14 protein-coding genes are annotated in these 18,932 nt (G+C 63.5%); 4 read left to right on the top strand and 10 right to left on the bottom strand.

What is annotated here, in order from left to right; translation table 11 throughout:
• Positions 1-21 precede the first annotated feature (21 nt).
• From PM2_RS11595 to gloB, 9 genes are all read right to left on the bottom strand, one after another.
• A complete protein-coding gene (locus tag PM2_RS11595; protein ID WP_016711619.1) occupies positions 22-927 on the bottom strand; it encodes a LysR family transcriptional regulator in 906 nt (301 codons plus the stop codon).
• 182 nt (positions 928-1,109) lie between these two features.
• A complete protein-coding gene (locus PM2_RS11590) occupies positions 1,110-4,040 on the bottom strand; it encodes an aminotransferase (RefSeq protein WP_028699006.1) in 2,931 nt (976 codons plus the stop codon).
• Positions 4,041-4,331: 291 nt separating this feature from the next.
• Positions 4,332-5,957, bottom strand: coding sequence for an ABC transporter ATP-binding protein (locus PM2_RS11585; protein WP_016711617.1), 1,626 nt, complete (start codon positions 5,955-5,957; stop codon positions 4,332-4,334).
• Between the two features lies 1 nt (position 5,958).
• Positions 5,959-6,978 (bottom strand): ABC transporter permease, encoded by a 1,020-nt coding sequence (locus tag PM2_RS11580; RefSeq protein ID WP_016711616.1) that lies wholly within the window; start codon positions 6,976-6,978, stop codon positions 5,959-5,961.
• Between the two features lies 1 nt (position 6,979).
• Positions 6,980-8,053 (bottom strand): microcin C ABC transporter permease YejB, encoded by a 1,074-nt coding sequence (locus tag PM2_RS11575; protein ID WP_019096481.1) that lies wholly within the window; start codon positions 8,051-8,053, stop codon positions 6,980-6,982.
• Position 8,054: 1 nt separating this feature from the next.
• Positions 8,055-9,890, bottom strand: coding sequence for an extracellular solute-binding protein (locus PM2_RS11570; protein ID WP_016711614.1), 1,836 nt, complete (start codon positions 9,888-9,890; stop codon positions 8,055-8,057).
• On the bottom strand, positions 9,887-11,716 hold the full coding sequence (locus PM2_RS11565) for an extracellular solute-binding protein (RefSeq protein ID WP_201296070.1): 1,830 nt from the start codon (positions 11,714-11,716) through the stop codon (positions 9,887-9,889). Before PM2_RS11565 ends, PM2_RS11570 begins: the two co-directional genes overlap by 4 nt.
• A 122-nt stretch (positions 11,717-11,838) precedes the next feature.
• A complete protein-coding gene (locus PM2_RS11560; RefSeq protein ID WP_016711612.1) occupies positions 11,839-13,269 on the bottom strand; it encodes a lytic transglycosylase domain-containing protein in 1,431 nt (476 codons plus the stop codon).
• A 100-nt stretch (positions 13,270-13,369) separates the two neighbouring features.
• A complete protein-coding gene (gene gloB / locus PM2_RS11555; protein WP_019099386.1) occupies positions 13,370-14,149 on the bottom strand; it encodes a hydroxyacylglutathione hydrolase in 780 nt (259 codons plus the stop codon).
• Positions 14,150-14,234: 85 nt separating this feature from the next.
• Between gloB and PM2_RS11550 the strand changes: the two genes are divergently transcribed.
• From PM2_RS11550 to PM2_RS11535, 4 genes are all read left to right on the top strand, one after another.
• Complete coding sequence (locus PM2_RS11550; RefSeq protein WP_028699007.1) at positions 14,235-15,008, top strand: class I SAM-dependent methyltransferase; 774 nt, start codon at positions 14,235-14,237, stop codon at positions 15,006-15,008.
• A 13-nt stretch (positions 15,009-15,021) separates the two neighbouring features.
• Positions 15,022-15,468 carry a ribonuclease HI gene (rnhA, locus tag PM2_RS11545; protein WP_016711609.1) on the top strand — a complete coding sequence of 149 codons (447 nt, stop codon included), beginning with the start codon at positions 15,022-15,024 and terminating at the stop codon, positions 15,466-15,468.
• A gap of 51 nt (positions 15,469-15,519) precedes the next feature.
• Positions 15,520-16,278 (top strand): DNA polymerase III subunit epsilon, encoded by a 759-nt coding sequence (gene dnaQ, locus PM2_RS11540; protein WP_016711608.1) that lies wholly within the window; start codon positions 15,520-15,522, stop codon positions 16,276-16,278.
• A 146-nt stretch (positions 16,279-16,424) separates the two neighbouring features.
• Complete coding sequence (locus PM2_RS11535; protein ID WP_028699008.1) at positions 16,425-18,674, top strand: Orn/Lys/Arg family decarboxylase; 2,250 nt, start codon at positions 16,425-16,427, stop codon at positions 18,672-18,674.
• On the opposite strand, the gene PM2_RS11530 is transcribed toward PM2_RS11535, so the two are convergent.
• Positions 18,658-18,876, bottom strand: coding sequence for a hypothetical protein (locus PM2_RS11530; RefSeq protein ID WP_016488235.1), 219 nt, complete (start codon positions 18,874-18,876; stop codon positions 18,658-18,660). The two genes, PM2_RS11535 and PM2_RS11530, sit on opposite strands and share 17 nt — an antisense overlap.
• Positions 18,877-18,932: the final 56 nt, after the last annotated feature.

The raw sequence follows: 18,932 nt of genomic DNA, 5'->3' as shown, positions 1-18,932 counted from the left end.
ACCCCGGTGGGTGAAAGGGCATCAGGTTCTGGCCGGCTCCCTGTCGAACAGCTGGCGCATGATTTCCAGATAGCGCCGCGCTCCCAAGCCCAAGGGGCGCGGCTTGACCCAGATGATATCCACCCACAAGCGCAAGCGGCTGGCCATGTTGTCAAAGCGCACCTCTGCCAGTGCGCCTGAGGCAATCAGCGGTTCGACCAGCGGCTGCGGCAGGTAGGCCCAGCCGAGGCCAGACTGCACCAAGTCCAGCGTGGCCAGGTAGCTGTCGGTCAGCCAGATGCGCCGCGACAGCACCATCCGCGGATCCGACCCGGTGGCCTTGCCCGAGGCCACGATGATCTGCCGCTGTTCTGCAAAGGCTTCTTCAGGCAATGGCGTGCCGCTGTTCTGGCCGGCAGGGTGGCGGGGCGAAGCGACCGCTACCAGCAGCTGGCTGCCGGCTTCAAGGAACGACTCCCGTTCGTCGATACCGGGCCGCTCGAACACCAGCGCCAGTTGCACGCTGCCTTCGTGCAGCAAGCGAACGGCTTCGGTCTGCGTGGCCGAGCGCACTTCGATTTCCAGGCTGGGAAACTCCTGGGCCAAAACTTCCAGTGGCTGGCTCCAGCGGCCGGTTTGCAGTTCGGGGGCCATGGCGATGGTCAGGCGCTTTTCCAGGCCCTTGTGCAGTTGCAGGGCCTGGGCGTCGAGCAGGTTGAGCTGGCAGATCACCTGCCTGGCTTGCGGCTCCAGCGCCAGGGCGGCGCTGGTGGGCAAGGCCTTGCGCGTGGCCCGATCGAACAGCACCAGGTCCAGTTCTGCTTCCAGCTGGGCGACCGCCATGCTGACGGCTGAAGGCACACGGCCCAGCTTGCGGGCGGCGGCCGAGAACGACCCGGCGTCGAGCACGGCGAGGAAGATTGCCAGGGAGTCGCTGGAAAAGGCCATTGTCAGTAAACCTGATCATGGTGGGGCAAGTATGGGGTGTTTATTTGAACATGCCTTGGGGGTTTTGGGGTGTTTGGCGGGGTGTTTTCAGCGCCTGTGAGATCGAGCGCCGCCCGTGCGGCGCTCGATTTGTGCGCCACCGCAAAACCCACGGCAGGCACCTCTAGGCCTTCACCCCAACCTTACAGCCCCTCGCCCAGCACCCGGTCAATGCTGTCGACAAAGTAGTCCACGCTCGCCCGGGTGGTGCACATCGGCGGTTTGATCTTGAGAATGTTCAGGTAGTCGCCGGTGGGTTGCATGAAGATGCCCAGCTCACGCAGACGGTCGCACAGGGCCATGGTTTCTTCGGTAGCCGGCTCCAGCGTTTCGCGATTGCGCACCAGTTCAAGCCCCAGGTAGAAGCCAGACCCATGCGCTGCGCCGGCCAGCGGATGCTTGTCGACCAGCGCCTGCAGGCGGGCCTTGAAGTAGCGCCCGGTGTCGCGGGCGTTGTCCCACAGGCCTTCTTCCTGCATCACATCCAGTACCGCCATGCCGATGCGGCAACTGACCGGGCTGCCACCGGCCGAGGAGAAGAAGTAACCCTCGGCCTCCAGCGCTTCGGCGATTTCGCGGCGGGTGATGACCACACCCAGCGGCTGGCCGTTGCCCATGCCCTTGGCCATGGTGATGATGTCGGGCACCACGCCTTGCTCCTCGAAGCCCCAGAAGTATTCGCCCAAGCGGCCATAACCCACCTGCACCTCGTCGGCGATGCACACGCCGCCACGGGCCCGGACCTTGGCGTAAGCGTCGCGCAGATAACCGGCCGGCAACGAAATGCCGCCAGCGTTGCCGTACACCGGTTCACAGATGATGCCCGCCAGCTGGCGGCCACGGGCATCGAGGTCGGCCAGCTTGGCATCGACGTCACGCAGGTAGTCAGCCGCGCTGTCGGCACCGCGGAATCGGCCACGGAAGGTGTTCGGCGCCTCGACCGGGTGCACCCAGTCCGGTCGGGTTTCCAGGGCCTGCGGGTTGTCGGCAATGGACGTGGAGATGGCGTCGGTGGCCACCGACCAGCCGTGGTAGGCCTCCAGCACGCTCAACAAGTCGCGCCCGCCGCTGTAGGCCCAGGCCAGTCGAATGGCCAGGTCATTGGCCTCGGTGCCGCTGTTGACCATGAACACCCGGTCGAAGCCTTCGGGCGCCAGGTCCAGCAGGCGTTCGGAGAACTCGGTGATGGCCGCGTAGTGGAAGCGCGAGTTGGTGTTCAGCAGCGACCACTGCCGCGCCGACTCTGCGACCATGCGCGGGTGGCCGTGGCCCAGTACCGCGACGTTGTTGAGCATGTCCAGGTACGAACGGCCCTGCATGTCGATCAGGTAGTTGCGCCAGCCGCGTTCGATGTGTGGCGGTTGCGCGTAGTAGTGCTTCTGCGAGCGGGCAAAGCTGGCGTCGCGGCGGGCCAGCAAGGCCTGTGGGTCGGGCAGCGACTCGGCATCGCAGTCCAGGTCCAGCAGCGCGGCCGGCGACGGGCACAGGGCCAGCCAGGCGTCGGCGTGGGACGGGGTGGCGAAGAAGGGCGGCTGTAGGGCAAGGTCCAGGCACAGCTGTACGCTGAGGAAACCACAGCTATGGCCCAGCGACTGGCCTTTTTCCATCGCCTGCCCATCGGCGGGTGCATCTTCCAGGCCCTGCAACCACAAGGCCCAGTGCGCGGTTTGCAGGCAACCGCGGCCGTCGCCATGGCGCACCCAGGTGCCGGCTTCGGGTGCTTGCACCTGGCTGCCGTTGGGCACATGCAACTCAACGCCGAGGGCGCAGGTCGCAGGCTCTTCGGGCCGGTCGATATGGGTTTGCGACAGGCGATACTGCCCGTGCAGGGTGCAGGCCGGGGCCGTTTGCGCGCTCAGCAGGTGCTGGTCGAAACCGGGTTGCTCCCAGTTACCCGCTTCACAATGGCGGCTGAGCACACCCAGGTCGACCCGCGTTACTTCCTGCCCGGCCAGGTCGGGGAGCAGGGGGGCGCAACCGTTCAAGTCTGGAACGTCGATCTGCACGCCTGCCGCCTGGAGGATGGCGGCCTCCATCAGCGCGAAAGGCACGGCAGTGGCGGTGTCGAAGATTTCCCACTCATGGGCCACGTTGTCGCGGGTGTACTGGTTGCTGGGGTCCACGGCCAGTTGCTGCGCGCTGCTCAACACCAGTACCGCAGCGCGGTTGATCACCAGTGGCCACAGGGCGCGTAGCTCGGCCTCGGTCAGCGGGTTGAGCACCTGATAGGCGCCAATTGCCGGCAGGATGCGCAGCGGGTCGCCCTCGGCGTGGTGCAGCAGCGACGCGCATGTCACAGACAAGTCGGCGATACGCCAGGTGCGCATCAGGTCGCCGAAGTCGATCACCCCTTGCAGTTGCCACTGGCGCTCACTGTTGCGCGCCCACACGGTGTTGTCGTCGGTGATGTCCAGGTGCACAGGCTGAATCGGCAGTTGGTCCACCAGCGGCGTCAGGCGCGCGCAGGCCTGGCGAGTGGCGTGTTCGATGCGGGTGCGTTGTCCGCTGTCTTGCAGAACCGGCAACAGGTGGTCGATCAGCGCCTGGGCATGTTGCGGGTCCCATTGCAGGGTGCGCACCAGGCCGGGGTGATCGAAGTCGACCAGCGCCCTGTCCAGCTTCGCACAGAGCCCGCCCAGTTCAGCGATCAGGCGTGGCTCCAGGTGTTTGAGGCGGGTCAACGGTTGGCCTTCGATGTAGTCGAGCAGCCGCAGGCGCAGCGGTTGCCCGTCGATGTCCAGTGCCAGCAATCCTTCGCCGTTGCTGGCAGGGCGCACGGCGGGTACTGGCAACCCCTGTTCGCGCAAGTAGGCCAGGGCGGCATGTTGTGCTTCGAGCTCCAACTGGGCATAGCTGCCGTGGCATGCCTTGAGCACGTAGCGCCCTTGCGGCGCGTCCACGCGGAAGTTGAGGTCCTGTTGGCTGCCCAGTGCCGCCAGGTCACCGTCGAGACCATAATGCGCCTGCAATACGGCGTGAGCCTGCGTTTCACTGAGTGAAGGGCTGGGCAGGCCGGAACGGCTGATCAGCGTGGTCAGGGCAGGGGAGGCGGACGGGTGCTGTGGGCTGGACATGAGGCTCTACCGTTGCTACTGGGAGTTGACGGTGGAGAATTTATGCCTGTTCTGGCTGATGATGAAAGACGATTGTTGTCAGAAAATCTGATGAATGGCTGAACTATGGGGACTGGCACACCCCGAACATCTGCGCGGCGTGCAGCTGCTTGACCCGGTTCAGCATGCGCCAGTGCCTGAGCATCGGGCCGATGGGGGACGGTGAGATAGTCACGAGGAAGCCTCCAATGCTGTACGGTCCTGCAGCGGTCAGCGTATGGGCAGTTGCAGCAACCGCCCATACTTTGATCTTTAGCGCATCATGCCCGGTTCGGCATCATCCACCTCAAGAAACGCCGCCTCCAGCAACTGCCGCGTATACGGATGCTGCGGCGCATGGAAGATCGCCTGCGCATCCCCTTGCTCCACCACATGCCCATGCTTGATCACCATCAACTGGTGACTCAGCGCCTTCACCACCGCCAGGTCATGGCTGATGAACAGGTAGGTCAGGTTGTACTTCTGCTGCAAATTACGCAGCAACTCCACCACCTGCCGCTGCACGGTGCGGTCCAGCGCGGAGGTGGGCTCATCCAGCAGGATCAACGCAGGCTTCAACACCAGCGCCCGTGCAATCGCAATACGCTGGCGCTGCCCGCCCGAGAACTCATGCGGATAGCGATGCCGTGTACGCGGGTCCAGCCCCACTTCCTCCAGCGCTGCAATGATCGCCGCTTCTTGCTCCTGCGCCGTACCAATGCCGTGAATGCGCAACCCTTCGCCCACAATGTCCGCCACGCACATGCGCGGGCTCAGGCTGCCGAACGGGTCCTGAAACACCACCTGCATTTCCCGTCGCAGCGGCCGCACGGCCTTCTGGTTCAGCCCTTGCAAATTCTGCCCATGGAAGTGAATGCCACCCTGGCTGGAAATCAACCGCAGGATCGCCAAGCCGAGCGTCGACTTGCCCGACCCGGACTCGCCAACAATGCCTAGCGTCTGTCCTTGAGGCAGGCTGAAGTTGACGCCGTCCACCGCCTTCACATGGTCAACGGTGCGCCGCAGTAGCCCCTTCTTGATCGGGAACCACACCTTCAGGTCATCCACCTCAAGCAACGGCGCGCCCACCGGGTTGTCCGCCGGCAGCCCGCTGGGCTCGGCGTTGATCAGCATCTGCGTGTAATGGTGCTGCGGGGAACTGAACAGCGTGGCGCATTCGGCTTGTTCGACAATCTGCCCGCGCTGCATCACGCACACGCGGTGGGCGATGCGGCGCACCAGGTTCAGGTCGTGGCTGATCAGCAGCAGTGCCATGCCCAGGCGCGCCTGCAGTTCCTTGAGCAGGTCGAGGATCTTCAGCTGCACGGTCACGTCCAGCGCCGTGGTCGGTTCGTCGGCAATCAGCAACTCCGGCTCGTTGGCCAGCGCCATGGCAATCATCACCCGCTGGCGTTGTCCGCCCGACAACTCGTGGGGCAGGGCCTTCAAACGCTTTTGCGGTTCGGGTATGCCGACCAGGTCCAGCAGCTCCAACGTGCGTGCCGTCGCTTCCTTGCCGGTCAGGCCCTTGTGCAGCAACAGGATTTCGTTGATCTGCTTTTCGATGCAGTGCAGCGGGTTGAGCGAGGTCATCGGCTCCTGGAAGATCATCGCAATGCGGTTGCCGCGAATGCGTTGCAGGGTCTTCTCGTTCTGCTGCAGCAGGTCTTTGCCTTCGTAGCGGATGCTGCCGCTGGGGTGGCGGGCCAGGGGGTAGGGCAGCAGGCGCAGGATCGAGTGCGCGGTGACGGACTTGCCCGAGCCACTTTCGCCTACCAGTGCCAAGGTCTCGCCCTTGCGGATGTCGAAGCTGATGCCGTCGACCACGCGGTTGACCTGGTCCCCGGTCACAAACTCAACGGCCAGGTCGCGCACTTCGATCAGGTTCTGTTCACTCATGTCACTTCCTCGGGTCGAAGGCATCGCGGGCGGATTCGCCGATGAACACCAGCAGGCTCAGCATCAGCGCCAGCACGGCAAAGGCGCTGATGCCCAGCCACGGCGCCTGCAGGTTGGACTTGCCCTGGGCCACCAGTTCGCCCAGCGATGGTGAACCGGCAGGCAGGCCGAAGCCGAGGAAGTCCAGGGCGGTGAGGGTGCCGATGGCCCCGGTGAGGATGAACGGCATGAAGGTCATGGTCGAGATCATGGCGTTGGGCAGGATGTGCCGGTACATGATCGCGCCGTTGCGCATGCCTAACGCGCGGGCGGCGCGCACGTATTCCAGGTTGCGCCCGCGCAGGAACTCGGCGCGTACCACGTCCACCAGGCTCATCCACGAGAACAGCAGCATGATGCCCAACAACCACCAGAAGTTGGGCTGCACGAAGCTCGCCAGGATGATCAGCAGGTACAGCACAGGCAGGCCGGACCAGATCTCCAGAAAACGTTGCCCGGCCAGGTCGACCCAGCCGCCATAAAAGCCCTGCAAAGCGCCGGCAATGACGCCGACGATGGAGCTGGCCACGGTCAAGGTGAGGGCAAACAGCACCGAAATGCGGAAGCCGTAGATCACCCGCGCCAGTACGTCGCGGCCCTGGTCGTCGGTGCCCAGCCAGTTGTCCGCCGAGGGCGGCGCAGGGGCGGGCACGCGCAGGTCGTAGTTGATGCTCTGGTAGCTGAACGGGATAGGCGCCCACAGCACGAAGCTGTCTTTCTTTTCCAGCAGTTCGCGGATGTACGGGCTCTTGTAGTTGGCTTCCAGCGGGAACTCGCCGCCGAACGTGGTTTCCGGGTAGCGCTTGAACGCCGGGAAGTACCACTCGCCGTCGTAGCGCACGGCAATTGGCTTGTCGTTGGCGATCAGCTCGGCGCCCAGGCTCAGGCCGAACAGGATCAGGAACAGCCACAGCGACCACCAGCCACGGCGGTTGGCCTTGAAGCGCTCGAAGCGCCGACGGTTGAGGGGGGACAAGGCCATGTCATTGCTCCCGGCTGGCGAAGTCGATGCGTGGATCGACCAGGGTGTAGGTCAGGTCGCCGATCAGTTTCACCACCAGCCCCAGCAGGGTGAAGATGAACAGGGTGCCGAAGACCACCGGGTAGTCGCGGTTGATGGCCGCCTCGAAACTCATAAGCCCCAGGCCGTCGAGGCTGAAGATCACCTCGATCAGCAACGAGCCGGTGAAGAAGATGCCGATGAACGCCGAAGGGAAGCCGGCGATGACCAACAGCATGGCATTGCGGAACACGTGGCCATACAGCACCCGTGGCCGGCTCAGGCCTTTGGCCTTGGCGGTGACCACGTATTGTTTGTTGATCTCGTCGAGGAAGCTGTTCTTGGTCAGCAGGGTCATGGTGGCGAAGTTGCCGATGACCAGCGCGGTAATCGGCAGCACCAGGTGCCAGAAGTAGTCCAGCACTTTACCTGTGGTGCTCAGCTCGTCGAAATTGTTGGAGGTGAGGCCGCGCAGCGGGAACCAGTCGAAATAGCTGCCGCCGGCGAACAGCACGATCAGCAGGATGGCGAACAGGAACGCCGGGATGGCGTAGCCGACGATGATTGCCGAGCTGGTCCACACGTCGAAGTGGCTGCCGTGGCGCACCGCCTTGGCGATCCCCAGCGGGATCGAGATCAGGTACATGATCAGCGTGCTCCACAGCCCCAGCGAGATCGACACTGGCATTTTCTCGATAATCAGGTCGACGACCTTGGCATCACGGAAGAAGCTGTCGCCGAAGTCCAGTCGGGCGTAGTTCTTGATCATGATCCACAGGCGCTCGGGCGGCGACTTGTCGAAGCCGTACATGCGCTCGATTTCGGCGATCAGCGCCGGGTCCAGGCCTTGGGCGCCACGGTAGTTGGAGCCGGCCACGGAGACCTCGGCGCCGCCACCGGCAATGCGGCTGGTGGCGCCTTCGAAACCTTCGAGCTTGGCGATCATCTGCTCGACCGGGCCACCGGGGGCGGCCTGGACGATGATGAAGTTGATGATCAGGATGCCGAACAGGGTCGGGATGATCAGCAGCAGGCGGCGCAGGATATAGGCCAGCATCTTAGTTGGCCTCGTCCGCAGGGGCTTCGCTGACCGCCGGGGTTACCCCGGGCTTGATCCACCAGGTGTCGATGCCGATGTCGTACTTGGGCGAAACATCCGGGTGGCCGATGTGGTTCCAGTAGGCCACGCGCCAGGTCTTGATGTGCCAGTTGGGGATCACGTAGTAGCCCCACAGCAGCACCCGGTCGAGGGCGCGGCAGTGGTCGACCAGGCTCTGGCGCGAGTCGGCGTTGATCAGCGCTTCCACCAGTTGGTCGATAGCCGGGTCGCGCAGGCCGATGAAGTTGCGGCTGCCGGGGTTGTCGGCGGCGGCGCTGGACCAGAACTCGCGCTGCTCGTTGCCCGGCGAGTTGGACTGCGGGTAGCCGCCGACGATCATGTCGTAGTCACGCGAGCGCAGGCGCGTGATGTACTGGGAAACGTCGACCCGGCGGATGTTCAGGTCGATGCCGAGGTCGGCAAGGTTACGCTTGAACGGCAGCAGGATGCGTTCGAACTCGGTTTGTGCCAGCAGGAACTCGATGCTGACCGGTTTACCCTGAGCGTCGACCATCTTGTCGTCGACAATCTTCCAGCCGGCTTCCTGCAACAGCTTGTAGGCCTGGCGCTGTTGCTCGCGGATCATGCCGCTGCCATCGCTGACCGGGTTCTTGAAGGCCTCGGTGAAGACCTGTTCGGGGACTTTGCCACGCAGCGGTTCGAGGATTTTCAGCTCGCTGGCGCTGGGCAGGCCGTGGGCGGCCATTTCCGAGTTGTCGAAGTAGCTGCCGGTGCGGGTGTAGGCGCCGTTGAACAGCTGTTTGTTGGTCCACTCGTAGTCCAGCAGCAGGCTCAGGGCCTGGCGCACGCGTATGTCCTGGAACACCGGGCGGCGGATGTTGAAAATGAAACCTTGCATGCCGGTGGGGTTGCCGTTGGGCAGCTCTTCCTTGATCAGGCGGCCGTCGCGCACGGCGGGTACGTTGTAGGCGGTGGCCCAGTTTTTTGCACTGACCTCCAGCGCGTAATCGAACGCGCCGGCCTTGAGTGCTTCCAGCGCGACGGTGGTGTCGCGGTAGGAGTCGAAGGTCATGGCATCGAAGTTATAGAACCCGCGGTTGATCGGCAGGTCCTTGCCCCAGTAATCCTTGACCCGCTCGTAGCGCACCGAGCGCCCGGCCTTCACCTCGGCGACCTTGTACGGGCCGCTGCCCAGCGGGATTTCCAGGTTGCCGCGGTTGAAGTCGCGGTTTTCGTACCAATGCTTGGGCAGCACTGGCAGCTGGCCGAGAATCAGCGGCAGCTCGCGGTTACCCTTGTGCTTGAACGTGAACAGCACCTTGAGCGGGTCTTCGGCGACCACCTCGGCGACGTCGGCATAGTACTGGCGGTACAGCGGCGCACCGTCCTTTATCAACGCGTTGAAGGTGAATACCACGTCTTCGGCACGCATCGGGTGGCCGTCGTGGAAGCGCGCCTCCGGGCGCAAGTAGAAGCGCACCCAGCTGTTGTCAGGTGCCTTCTCGATCCTGGCGGCCACCAGGCCGTACTCGGTGAACGGCTCGTCCTGGCTCTGGCGCATCAGGGTGTCGTAGATGATGCTGATGTTCTCGGCCGATACGCCTTTGTTGATGAACGGGTTGAGGCTGTCGAAGCCGCCGAAGCTGGACTGGCGGAAGGTACCGCCCTTGGGCGCATCCGGGTTGACGTAGTCGAAGTGCTTGAAGTCGGCGGGGTACTTGGGCGGCTCGTCGTACAGGGTGAGTGCGTGTTGCGGTGCGGCCAGGGCGGGAAGGCTCAGGCAGGCGAGCAACAGGCTGCCTGCCAGCCGGCGCAGTGGGTGCGTTGGCGTCATTGGGCTTTCTCCGAAGTCTTGATCCACCAGCTGTTCAGCCCCAGGGTGTAGGGTGGCGTGGTGACGAAGGCGAACCGGTTGCGGTAGGCCAGGCGATGATTGTCGAGGTACCAGTTGGGGATCATGTAGTACTGCCATGAAAGCACGCGGTCCAGGGCGCGGGCGGCGGCGATCTGGTCGTCGCGGGTACGCGCTGCCAGCAGGGTGTCGAGCAGGTGGTCGACCACCGGGTCCCTGACCCCAGCATAGTTCTTGCTGCCCTTGGTGGCGGCCTGGCTGGAATGGAAGTACAGCCACTGTTCGAGGCCGGGGCTAAGGGTCTGGTTCAGGGTCATCAGAATCATGTCGAAATCGAACTGGTCCAGGCGTTGTTTGTACTGGGCACGGTCCACGGTGCGCAAGCGCGCATCGATGCCGATGCTGGACAGATTTTCGACATAAGGTTGCAGAATGCGTTCAAGGTTGGGGTTTACCAGCAGCAGTTCCATACGCAGCTGCTGGCCCTTGCTGTCGACCAGGCGCTGGCCATTGAGCTTCCAGCCGGCCTCGGCAAGCAGGCCCAGGGCCTGGCGCAGGGTCTGGCGGCTGATGCCGCGGCCATCGGTCTGGCTGACCTTGTAGGGTTCGCTGAACAGCTTTGCCGGCAACTGGTCGCGGAACGGCGCCAGCAGCAGCCATTCCTTGCCGGTGGGCAGGCCGCTGGCGGCGAACTCGCTGTTGGGGTAATAGCTGGTCGAGCGGCGGTAGGCGCTGCTGAACAGGGCGCGGTTGGTCCACTCGAAGTCGAGCATCAGCCCCAGCGCCTGGCGTACCCGCGGGTCGCTGAAGGTGGCGCGGCGGCTGTTCATGAACAGGCCCTGGGTTTGCGTGGGGATCTGGTGCGGGATCTGGGCCTTGATGACCTCGCCACGGCGCACGGCCGGGAAATTGTAGCCGTTGGCCCAGTTCTTGGCCTGGTGCTCGATATAGATGTCGAATTCGCCGGCCTTGAAGGCTTCGAAGGCTACGGTGGCGTCGCGGTAGAACTCGTACTCCACGCGCTTGAAGTTGTACTTGCCACGGTTGACTGCCAGGTCCTTGCCCCAGTAGTTCTTCACCCGTTCGAACACCAGCCGGCGGCCGGGCTGAACTTCAGTGATGCGGTAGGGGCCGCTGCCCAGCGGTGGCTCGAAGGTGGTGGCCTTGAAATCGCGCTTTTGCCAGTAGTGCTTGGGCAGCACCGGCATTTCGCCCAGGCGCAGGATCAGCAGCGGGTTGCCGGCGCGCTTGAACACGAAGCGGATACGCAGTGGGCCGAGGATGTCCACCCGTTGCACTTCCTGCAGGTTGGTGCGGTAGATCGGGTGGCCGTCCTTGAGCAGGGTGCGGTAGGAAAAGGCCACGTCTGCCGAGGTGATCGGCTGGCCGTCATGCCAGCGGGCTTCCGGGCGCAGGTTGAACACCACCCAGCTGCGGTCTTCGCTGTACTCCACCGAGCGGGCGATCAGGCCGTAGCTGGAGGTCGGCTCGTCGCCGGACGGGTCGTACTGGCCGGTGCCGACCATCAGTGGCTCGTTCAGCTCGCTGATGCCGTATTGCTGGAAATTGGGCGTGGTAATCGGGCTCGACCCCTTGAAGGTGTAGGGGTTGAGGGTATCGAACGTACCAAAGGCCATGGCCCGCAAGGTGCCGCCCTTGGGCGCTTGCGGGTTGACCCAGTCGAAATGGGTGAAGGTGGCTGGGTACTTGAGCGTGCCGAACTGCGCGTATCCGTGGCTTTCGCTCACCATCGCGGCTGCGGGAAAGCTCAAGGCCAGGCTGAGTGACAGCAGGAGGGGACGTATCAAGTCGGCATCCGATCCAGAGGCGTTGGGCTTTGATCGGGGTACAGTAACAGCTTGGTAGGGTTGGAAAAAGAGTGCGGTTCAGAGGATTGCAAGGGACTGCAAGGCAGCCCCTTGGCCCTGAATCAGTGCGAGAGGTAGACGGTCAAAGTCTGGCCTGGCTTGAGGGCATGGCCGCTGCGCGGGTTCCAGCGCTTGAGGTGCTGCATTTCCACGTTGAAGCGCTTGGCCACCAGGTACAGCGAGTCGCCCTTGCGTACCTTGTATTGCGTGGAGCGCTTCCCGGATGCCGCCACCCGGTTGCCAGCGGCGCTCGGTGCGTTGCCACCGCGCAAGGCCAGTACCTGGCCTGCGCGCAGGTTGTTACCGGAGAGGCGGTTCCAGCGCTTGATGTCCTTGACCGACACACGGTTGGCCTTGGCGATGGCGACCAGATTGTCACCGCGCTTGACCCGGTAGCTACGCGCTGCAACCGGTGCCTTGGCTTCGGCCACGGCACGGGCGAATACGGCTTTGTTCGGCTGCAGGCTGACCAATTGCTCGGGCTTGAGGTTGGACAGGCTGTCGCTCAGCAGTTGTGCCTTGGCGGTCGGCACCAGCAACTGCTGCGGGCCATCTACGGTCATGCGCTTTTTGAACGCCGGGTTTAGCTGGATCAGCTCGTCTTCGTCGATGTTGGCAAAGGCTGCCACCCGCGAAAGGTCCAGGCGGTCGTTGATGGCCACCGCCTCGAAGTAGGGTTCGTTGGCGATCGGGTTCAGGTTCACGCCGTAGGCTTCAGGGGTGAGCACCACCTGCGACAGGGCCAGCAGCTTGGGCACGTAGTCGCGGGTTTCCTGTGGCAGGGGCAGGTTCCAGTAGTCGGTTGGCAGGCCGAGCCGTTCGTTGCGTTCGATGGCGCGGCTGACGGTGCCTTCACCGGCGTTGTAGGCGGCCAGGGCCAGCAGCCAGTCACCGTTGAACATGTCGTGCAGGCGGGACAGGTAGTCCAGCGCTGCGTTGGTCGAAGCGGTGACGTCGCGACGACCGTCGTAGAAGTTGGTCTGGCGCAGGTTGAAGTGGCGGCCGGTTGACGGGATGAACTGCCACATCCCCGCCGCGTGGGCACGCGAGTAGGCCATCGGGTTGTAGGCGCTTTCGATGGCCGGCAGCAGGGCCAGTTCCAGCGGCATGTCGCGCTCTTCAAGGCGTTCGACAATATAATGCAGGTAGAGGCTGCCACGCTCGCCGGCGCTTTCGATGAAGCTCGGGTTGCTGGCGAACCACAGGCGCTGTTGCTCGATACGCGGGTTGACGTCGATGCCATCCTGCAAGGCGAAGCCCTGGCGCATGCGCTCCCAGACATCCTGCGGTGCCTGCTCGGCCGGTTTGACCAGCAGCGGTGAAGGTTTGTGCTTGATCCGCGCCTGGTAGTTGTGCGCGCGAACGCTTTCGGATTCGTCGAGCTGACGGGTGCTCTGGCAACCCACCAAGGTGGCGGCCAGGGCCAGCGCACTGATTTGGGCCAGGCGCGTCAGGGCGACGGAATGAGAGGTTCTGCGGCTACGGGAAGACATCGGCTGACACAGGTATCCGGGCGAAAAATTTCGGCGATTCTAGAAACCGCTCCGGGCCTGGTCAACCTTTGACCATCACTTGCGATATATCTTGCGGTTATCAGAAGGTGTCCTTCCAAGACCTCAAGGCAGCAAAAACAGTGACCTGCGAGTCGTTTGGATGTCCCTTCCATTCGTCTGCTTTTTGTTTAACTAATGTTTCAGAGGTACGCAGGAAGGGGTTGGTCAGGCGTTCCAGGCCAATGGTTGATGGCAAGGTGATGCGATTGTCGGCGCGCAAACGGGTAACGTCCTCGAACCGCTTCAGAACGTGCGGGTTGGTGGGTTCCACCGCCTTGGCAAAACGCAGATTGCTGAGGGTGTATTCGTGGGCGCAGTACACTTCTGTTTGCGCCGGCAGCGCCGCCAGGCGGGCGAGGGCGGGTTGCATCTGTTCGGGTGTACCCTCGAACATGCGACCGCATCCGGCGGCGAACAGGGTGTCGCCGCTGAACAGCACGGGCGTTGCCGGCTGGTCGCTGAAGAACGCGATATGCCCCAGGGTGTGGCCGGGTACGGCCAGCACCTGGAAGGCCACGCCCAGCACAGTCACCTGATCGCCTTCGTCCAGCGCCAGGTCGCGGCAGGGAATGCGTTCGTGGGCCGGGCCGCAGACACGCGCATCGGTCAGTTGCTTGAGCCGTTCCACGCCGCCGACATGGTCGTTGTGGTGGTGGGTAATCAGGATATCGCTGAGCACCCACTCGGGATTGGCCGCCAGCCAGCGTTCCACCGGACCGGCGTCACCTGGGTCGACCACCGCGCAGCGGCGTTTGGCAGTATCCTGTAACAACCAGATGTAGTTGTCGGAGAAAGCGGGGAGAGCATCGATCTGTATCATGGTGCGGATCCGATTCGCCTAGCGTGGCACATGAGGGCATCTTAGCCGCGATGGCGCGGTGCGAGAACCTTCGAGGGAGAGCGCAATGACCGACCAAGCCTTTGCCCAGGCCGACCCGGACTGGGTCAAGCTGATCAGCCTGGCCCGTGAGTGGTTCAACGGCCCACTCGGCCAGCTGATGCTCAAAGAGGAGGAAAAACTGCTGGAAGAAGAGCTGGGGCGCTTCTTCGGCGGGTACCTTGTGCATTACGGGCCTTGTGCCGAGCCGCCACCGAGCGCGCCCCAGGTGCAGCGCAACGTGCGCCTCGGCGCGCCGCTACCGGGCGTGGAGATTGTGTGCGAGGAACAGGCCTGGCCGCTGAGCGAGCATGCTGCCGACGTGGTGGTGCTGCAACATGGCCTTGATTTCAGCCTGTCGCCCCATGGCCTGCTGCGCGAGGCCGCCAGCGCCGTGCGCCCGGGCGGGCATCTGCTGATTGTCGGGATCAACCCCTGGAGCAGCTGGGGCATGCGCCATTTCTTCAGCCATGGGGCGTTGCGCAAGGCCCGGTGCATCTCGCCGTCTCGGGTGGGGGACTGGCTCAACCTGCTGGGCTTCGCGCTGGAGAAACGCCGCTTCGGGTGCTATCGTCCGCCGCTTGCCTCACCGGCCTGGCAGCAACGCCTGGAGGGCTGGGAACGGCTGGCAGGTGGCTGGCAAAGCTCGGGTGGCGGCGTGTACCTGCTGGTGGCGCGCAAGATGGTGGTCGGCCTGCGGCCGCTGCGGCCGGAGCGCCGCGAACCAATGGGCAAGTTGCTGCCGCTGCCGCTGGCCAAGGTCAACCGCACGGCGGTGAACCCTGATACTGAAAAGCACTGAACATGAGTGGTACATGAGCGAAAGCGTCGAGATGTTTACCGATGGTGCCTGCAAGGGCAACCCTGGCCCGGGTGGCTGGGGTGTCCTGATGATCTACAAGGGCGTCGAGAAGGAACTGTGGGGCGGCGAACGCGAAACCACCAACAACCGCATGGAGCTGATGGCCGCGATCCAGGGGTTGATGGCGCTGAAGCGTGAATGCGAAGTGGTATTGACCACAGACTCGCAGTACGTGATGAAGGGCATCAACGAGTGGATGGTCAACTGGAAGAAGCGCGGCTGGAAGACGGCGGCCAAGGAGCCGGTCAAGAATGCCGACCTGTGGCAGCAGCTGGATGAACAGGTCAACCGCCACAAAGTGACCTGGAAGTGGGTGCGCGGCCACATCGGCCACCCCGGCAACGAACGCGCCGACCAGCTGGCCAACCGGGGCGTGGACGAAGTACGCGCCCAGCGTTGAGCTGGGGTACAATTGCCGCCTTTGTAACTGATGCAAGTTGGAGCGCCCCGCGTGGAGCAGCAGCAAGATAAGCGGTTCGTCATTCTCGATACCGAAACCACGGGTATGCCGGTTAGCGAAGGCCACCGGATCATCGAGATCGGCTGTGTCGAAGTCATCGGCCGGCGCCTGACCGGGCGGCACTTCCACGTTTACCTGCAGCCGGACCGCGAGAGTGACGAGGGCGCGATCAACGTCCACGGCATCACCGATGCCTTCCTGGTCGGCAAGCCGCGCTTTGGTGATGTGGCCGAAGAGTTCTTCGATTTCATTCAGGGCGCCACGCTGGTTATCCATAACGCGGCGTTCGACGTTGGCTTCATCAACAACGAATTTGCCCTGCTCGGTCAGCACGACCGTGCGGACGTTTCGCAGTATTGCACCATCCTCGATACCCTGCTGTTGGCACGTTCGCGTCACCCGGGGCAGCGCAACAGCCTTGATGCGTTGTGCAAACGCTACGACATCGACAACTCGGGCCGTGAACTGCACGGCGCACTGCTCGACTCGGAACTGCTGGCAGATGTCTATCTGGCGATGACCGGTGGCCAGACCAGCCTTTCGCTGGCTGGGCATGGGGCAGATGCCGAGGGTGATGGGCAGGGCAGTGGTGGCAGCGAGATCCGCCGGATTACCGGGCGTGCGCCTGGGCGGGTGATCATGGCCAGTGCCGAGGAGCTTGAGGCGCATGCCGAGCGCCTGGCGGCCATTGCCAAGTCGGCGGGTGGGCCTTCCATGTGGCAGGTTCTTACCGAGACACCTGCTGGCTGATTTTCTGCGCTTGTCGCGGGTTTTGTGGTGCCAGTGAGATCGAGCGCCGCCCGCGCGGCGCTCGATTTACGCGCCACCTCAACACTCAAGACAGGCACGTCAACTACCCTGAAATGGACGCCCTGTCCTTCGGAGGTAGCCACCTGATGTACAAGGACCTCAAGTTCCCCATCCTCATCGTCCACCGCGCCATCAAGGCTGACAGTGTTGCCGGCGAGCGCGTGAGGGGCATTGCCGAGGAACTGCGCCAGGACGGCTTCGCCATCCTCGCCGCCGCCGACCACGCCGAAGCGCGGCTGGTCGCCGCCACCCACCACGGCCTGGCCTGTATGCTGATTGCCGCAGAAGGCGCCGGCGAAAATACCCACCTGTTGCAGAACATGGCCGAGCTGATCCGCCTGGCTCGCCTGCGTGCACCCAACCTGCCGATCTTCGCCCTGGGTGAGCAGGTCACCCTGGAAAACGCCCCTGCCGAAGCCATGAGCGAGCTCAACCAGCTGCGCGGCATCCTGTACCTGTTCGAAGACACCGTACCGTTTCTTGCCCGCCAGGTGGCGCGTGCCGCACACAGCTACCTCGATGGCCTGTTGCCGCCTTTCTTCAAGGCGTTGGTGCAGCACACCGCGCAGTCCAACTATTCCTGGCACACCCCGGGCCATGGTGGTGGCGTGGCCTACCATAAAAGCCCGGTAGGCCAGGCCTTTCACCAGTTTTTCGGGGAAAACACGCTGCGCTCCGATCTGTCGGTTTCGGTGCCGGAGCTGGGGTCGCTGCTCGACCACACCGGCCCCTTGGCTGAAGCCGAGGCCAGGGCCGCCCGCAACTTCGGCGCCGACCATACCTTCTTTGTCATCAATGGCACCTCTACGGCCAACAAGATCGTCTGGCACGCCATGGTAGGCCGTGACGACCTGGTGCTGGTGGACCGCAACTGCCACAAGTCGGTGGTCCACGCGATCATCATGACCGGCGCCATTCCGTTGTACCTGTGCCCGGAGCGTAACGAACTGGGCATCATCGGCCCGATCCCGCTCAGCGAGTTCAGCCCTGAGGCAATTCAGGCGAAGATCCAGGCCAACCCGCTCGCCCGTGGTCGGGCGCCGCGCATCAAGCTGGCGGTGGTGACCAACTCCACCTATGACGGCTTGTGTTACCACGCAGGGCTGATCAAGCAGACCTTGGGCAGCAGTGTCGAGGTGCTGCACTTCGACGAGGCCTGGTTTGCCTATGCGGCGTTTCATGAATTCTTCACCGGGCGTTATGCCATGGGCACTGCCTGCGCGGATGATAGCCCGCTGGTGTTCAGTACCCATTCCACCCACAAGCTGCTGGCGGCGTTCAGTCAGGCTTCCATGATTCATGTGCAAGACGGGGCCAGGCGCCAACTGGACCGCGACCGCTTCAACGAAGCGTTCATGATGCACATTTCGACCTCGCCGCAGTACAGCATCCTCGCTTCGCTGGACGTGGCCTCGACCATGATGGAGGGGCCGGCCGGGCGCTCGCTGCTGCAAGAAATGTTCGACGAGGCACTGAGCTTTCGCCGGGCCCTGGCCAATCTGCGCGAACACATTGCTGCGGACGATTGGTGGTTCAGTATCTGGCAGCCGCCGAGCGCTGAAGGTATTCACCATCTGCAAGCGCAGGACTGGTTGTTGCAACCAGGCGCAGAGTGGCATGGCTTTGGCGAGGTGGTGGAGGAGTACGTGCTGCTCGACCCGCTGAAGGTAACCCTGGTGATGCCGGGCCTTAGTGCGGGTGGTGTACTGGACGAGCACGGTATCCCGGCGGTGGTGGTCAGCAAGTTTCTCTGGGAGCGGGGGCTGGTGGTGGAGAAAACCGGCCTGTACAGCTTTCTGGTGCTGTTCTCCATGGGCATCACCAAGGGCAAGTGGAGCACGTTGCTGACCGAGTTGCTGGAGTTCAAGCGCCACTACGATGGCAATACTGCCCTGAGCAGCTGCTTGCCGAGCGTGGTGGCCGCCGATGCCTCACGCTACCGGGGGATGGGCCTGCGCGACCTGTGCGACCAGTTGCATGGCTGCTACCGCAGCAACGCCACGGCCAAGCAACTGAAACGGCTGTTCACGCGCTTGCCGGAGGTGGCCGTGAGCCCGGCCCAGGCCTATGACCAGATGGTGCGTGGCGAGGTGGAGGCGGTGCCGATCGAGGTACTGCTGGGGCGTGTGGCGGCAGTGATGCTGGTGCCGTACCCGCCCGGCATTCCGTTGATCATGCCGGGGGAGCGGTTCACCGAGGCGACCCGCTCGATACTCGATTACCTGGCCTTTGCCCGGGCGTTCAACCAAGGGTTTCCCGGTTTTATCGCCGACGTGCATGGCCTGCAGAACGAGAGTGGTGGCTACACTGTGGACTGCATCAAGGAATGCGAATGATCTCGACGCCGGAGCGTGCCAGTTCGAAACGGTTTTCACCCAGGTGGTTGACTTTGTCGCCGATGGCTAGGCGGTAAGTGGTGATGGGGGCGCCCAGCGTGCTGCCGTCCAGTTGCAGGGTGGACTCCTGGAACTCGTGCACGGGGTAGATACGGCCTTCGGCGTCACGGGCGTGGAATTGGCCGACCATTACTGCTGCCATTTGGGTGGAAACCTCTGAATTGCGTAGAAAATGTCTGAAGGCATAGACCGTACAAC

Source organism: Pseudomonas monteilii NBRC 103158 = DSM 14164, assembly GCF_000730605.1.
Lineage (GTDB): Bacteria > Pseudomonadota > Gammaproteobacteria > Pseudomonadales > Pseudomonadaceae > Aquipseudomonas > Aquipseudomonas monteilii.
This window is presented reverse-complemented; position numbering and strand designations above follow the sequence as displayed.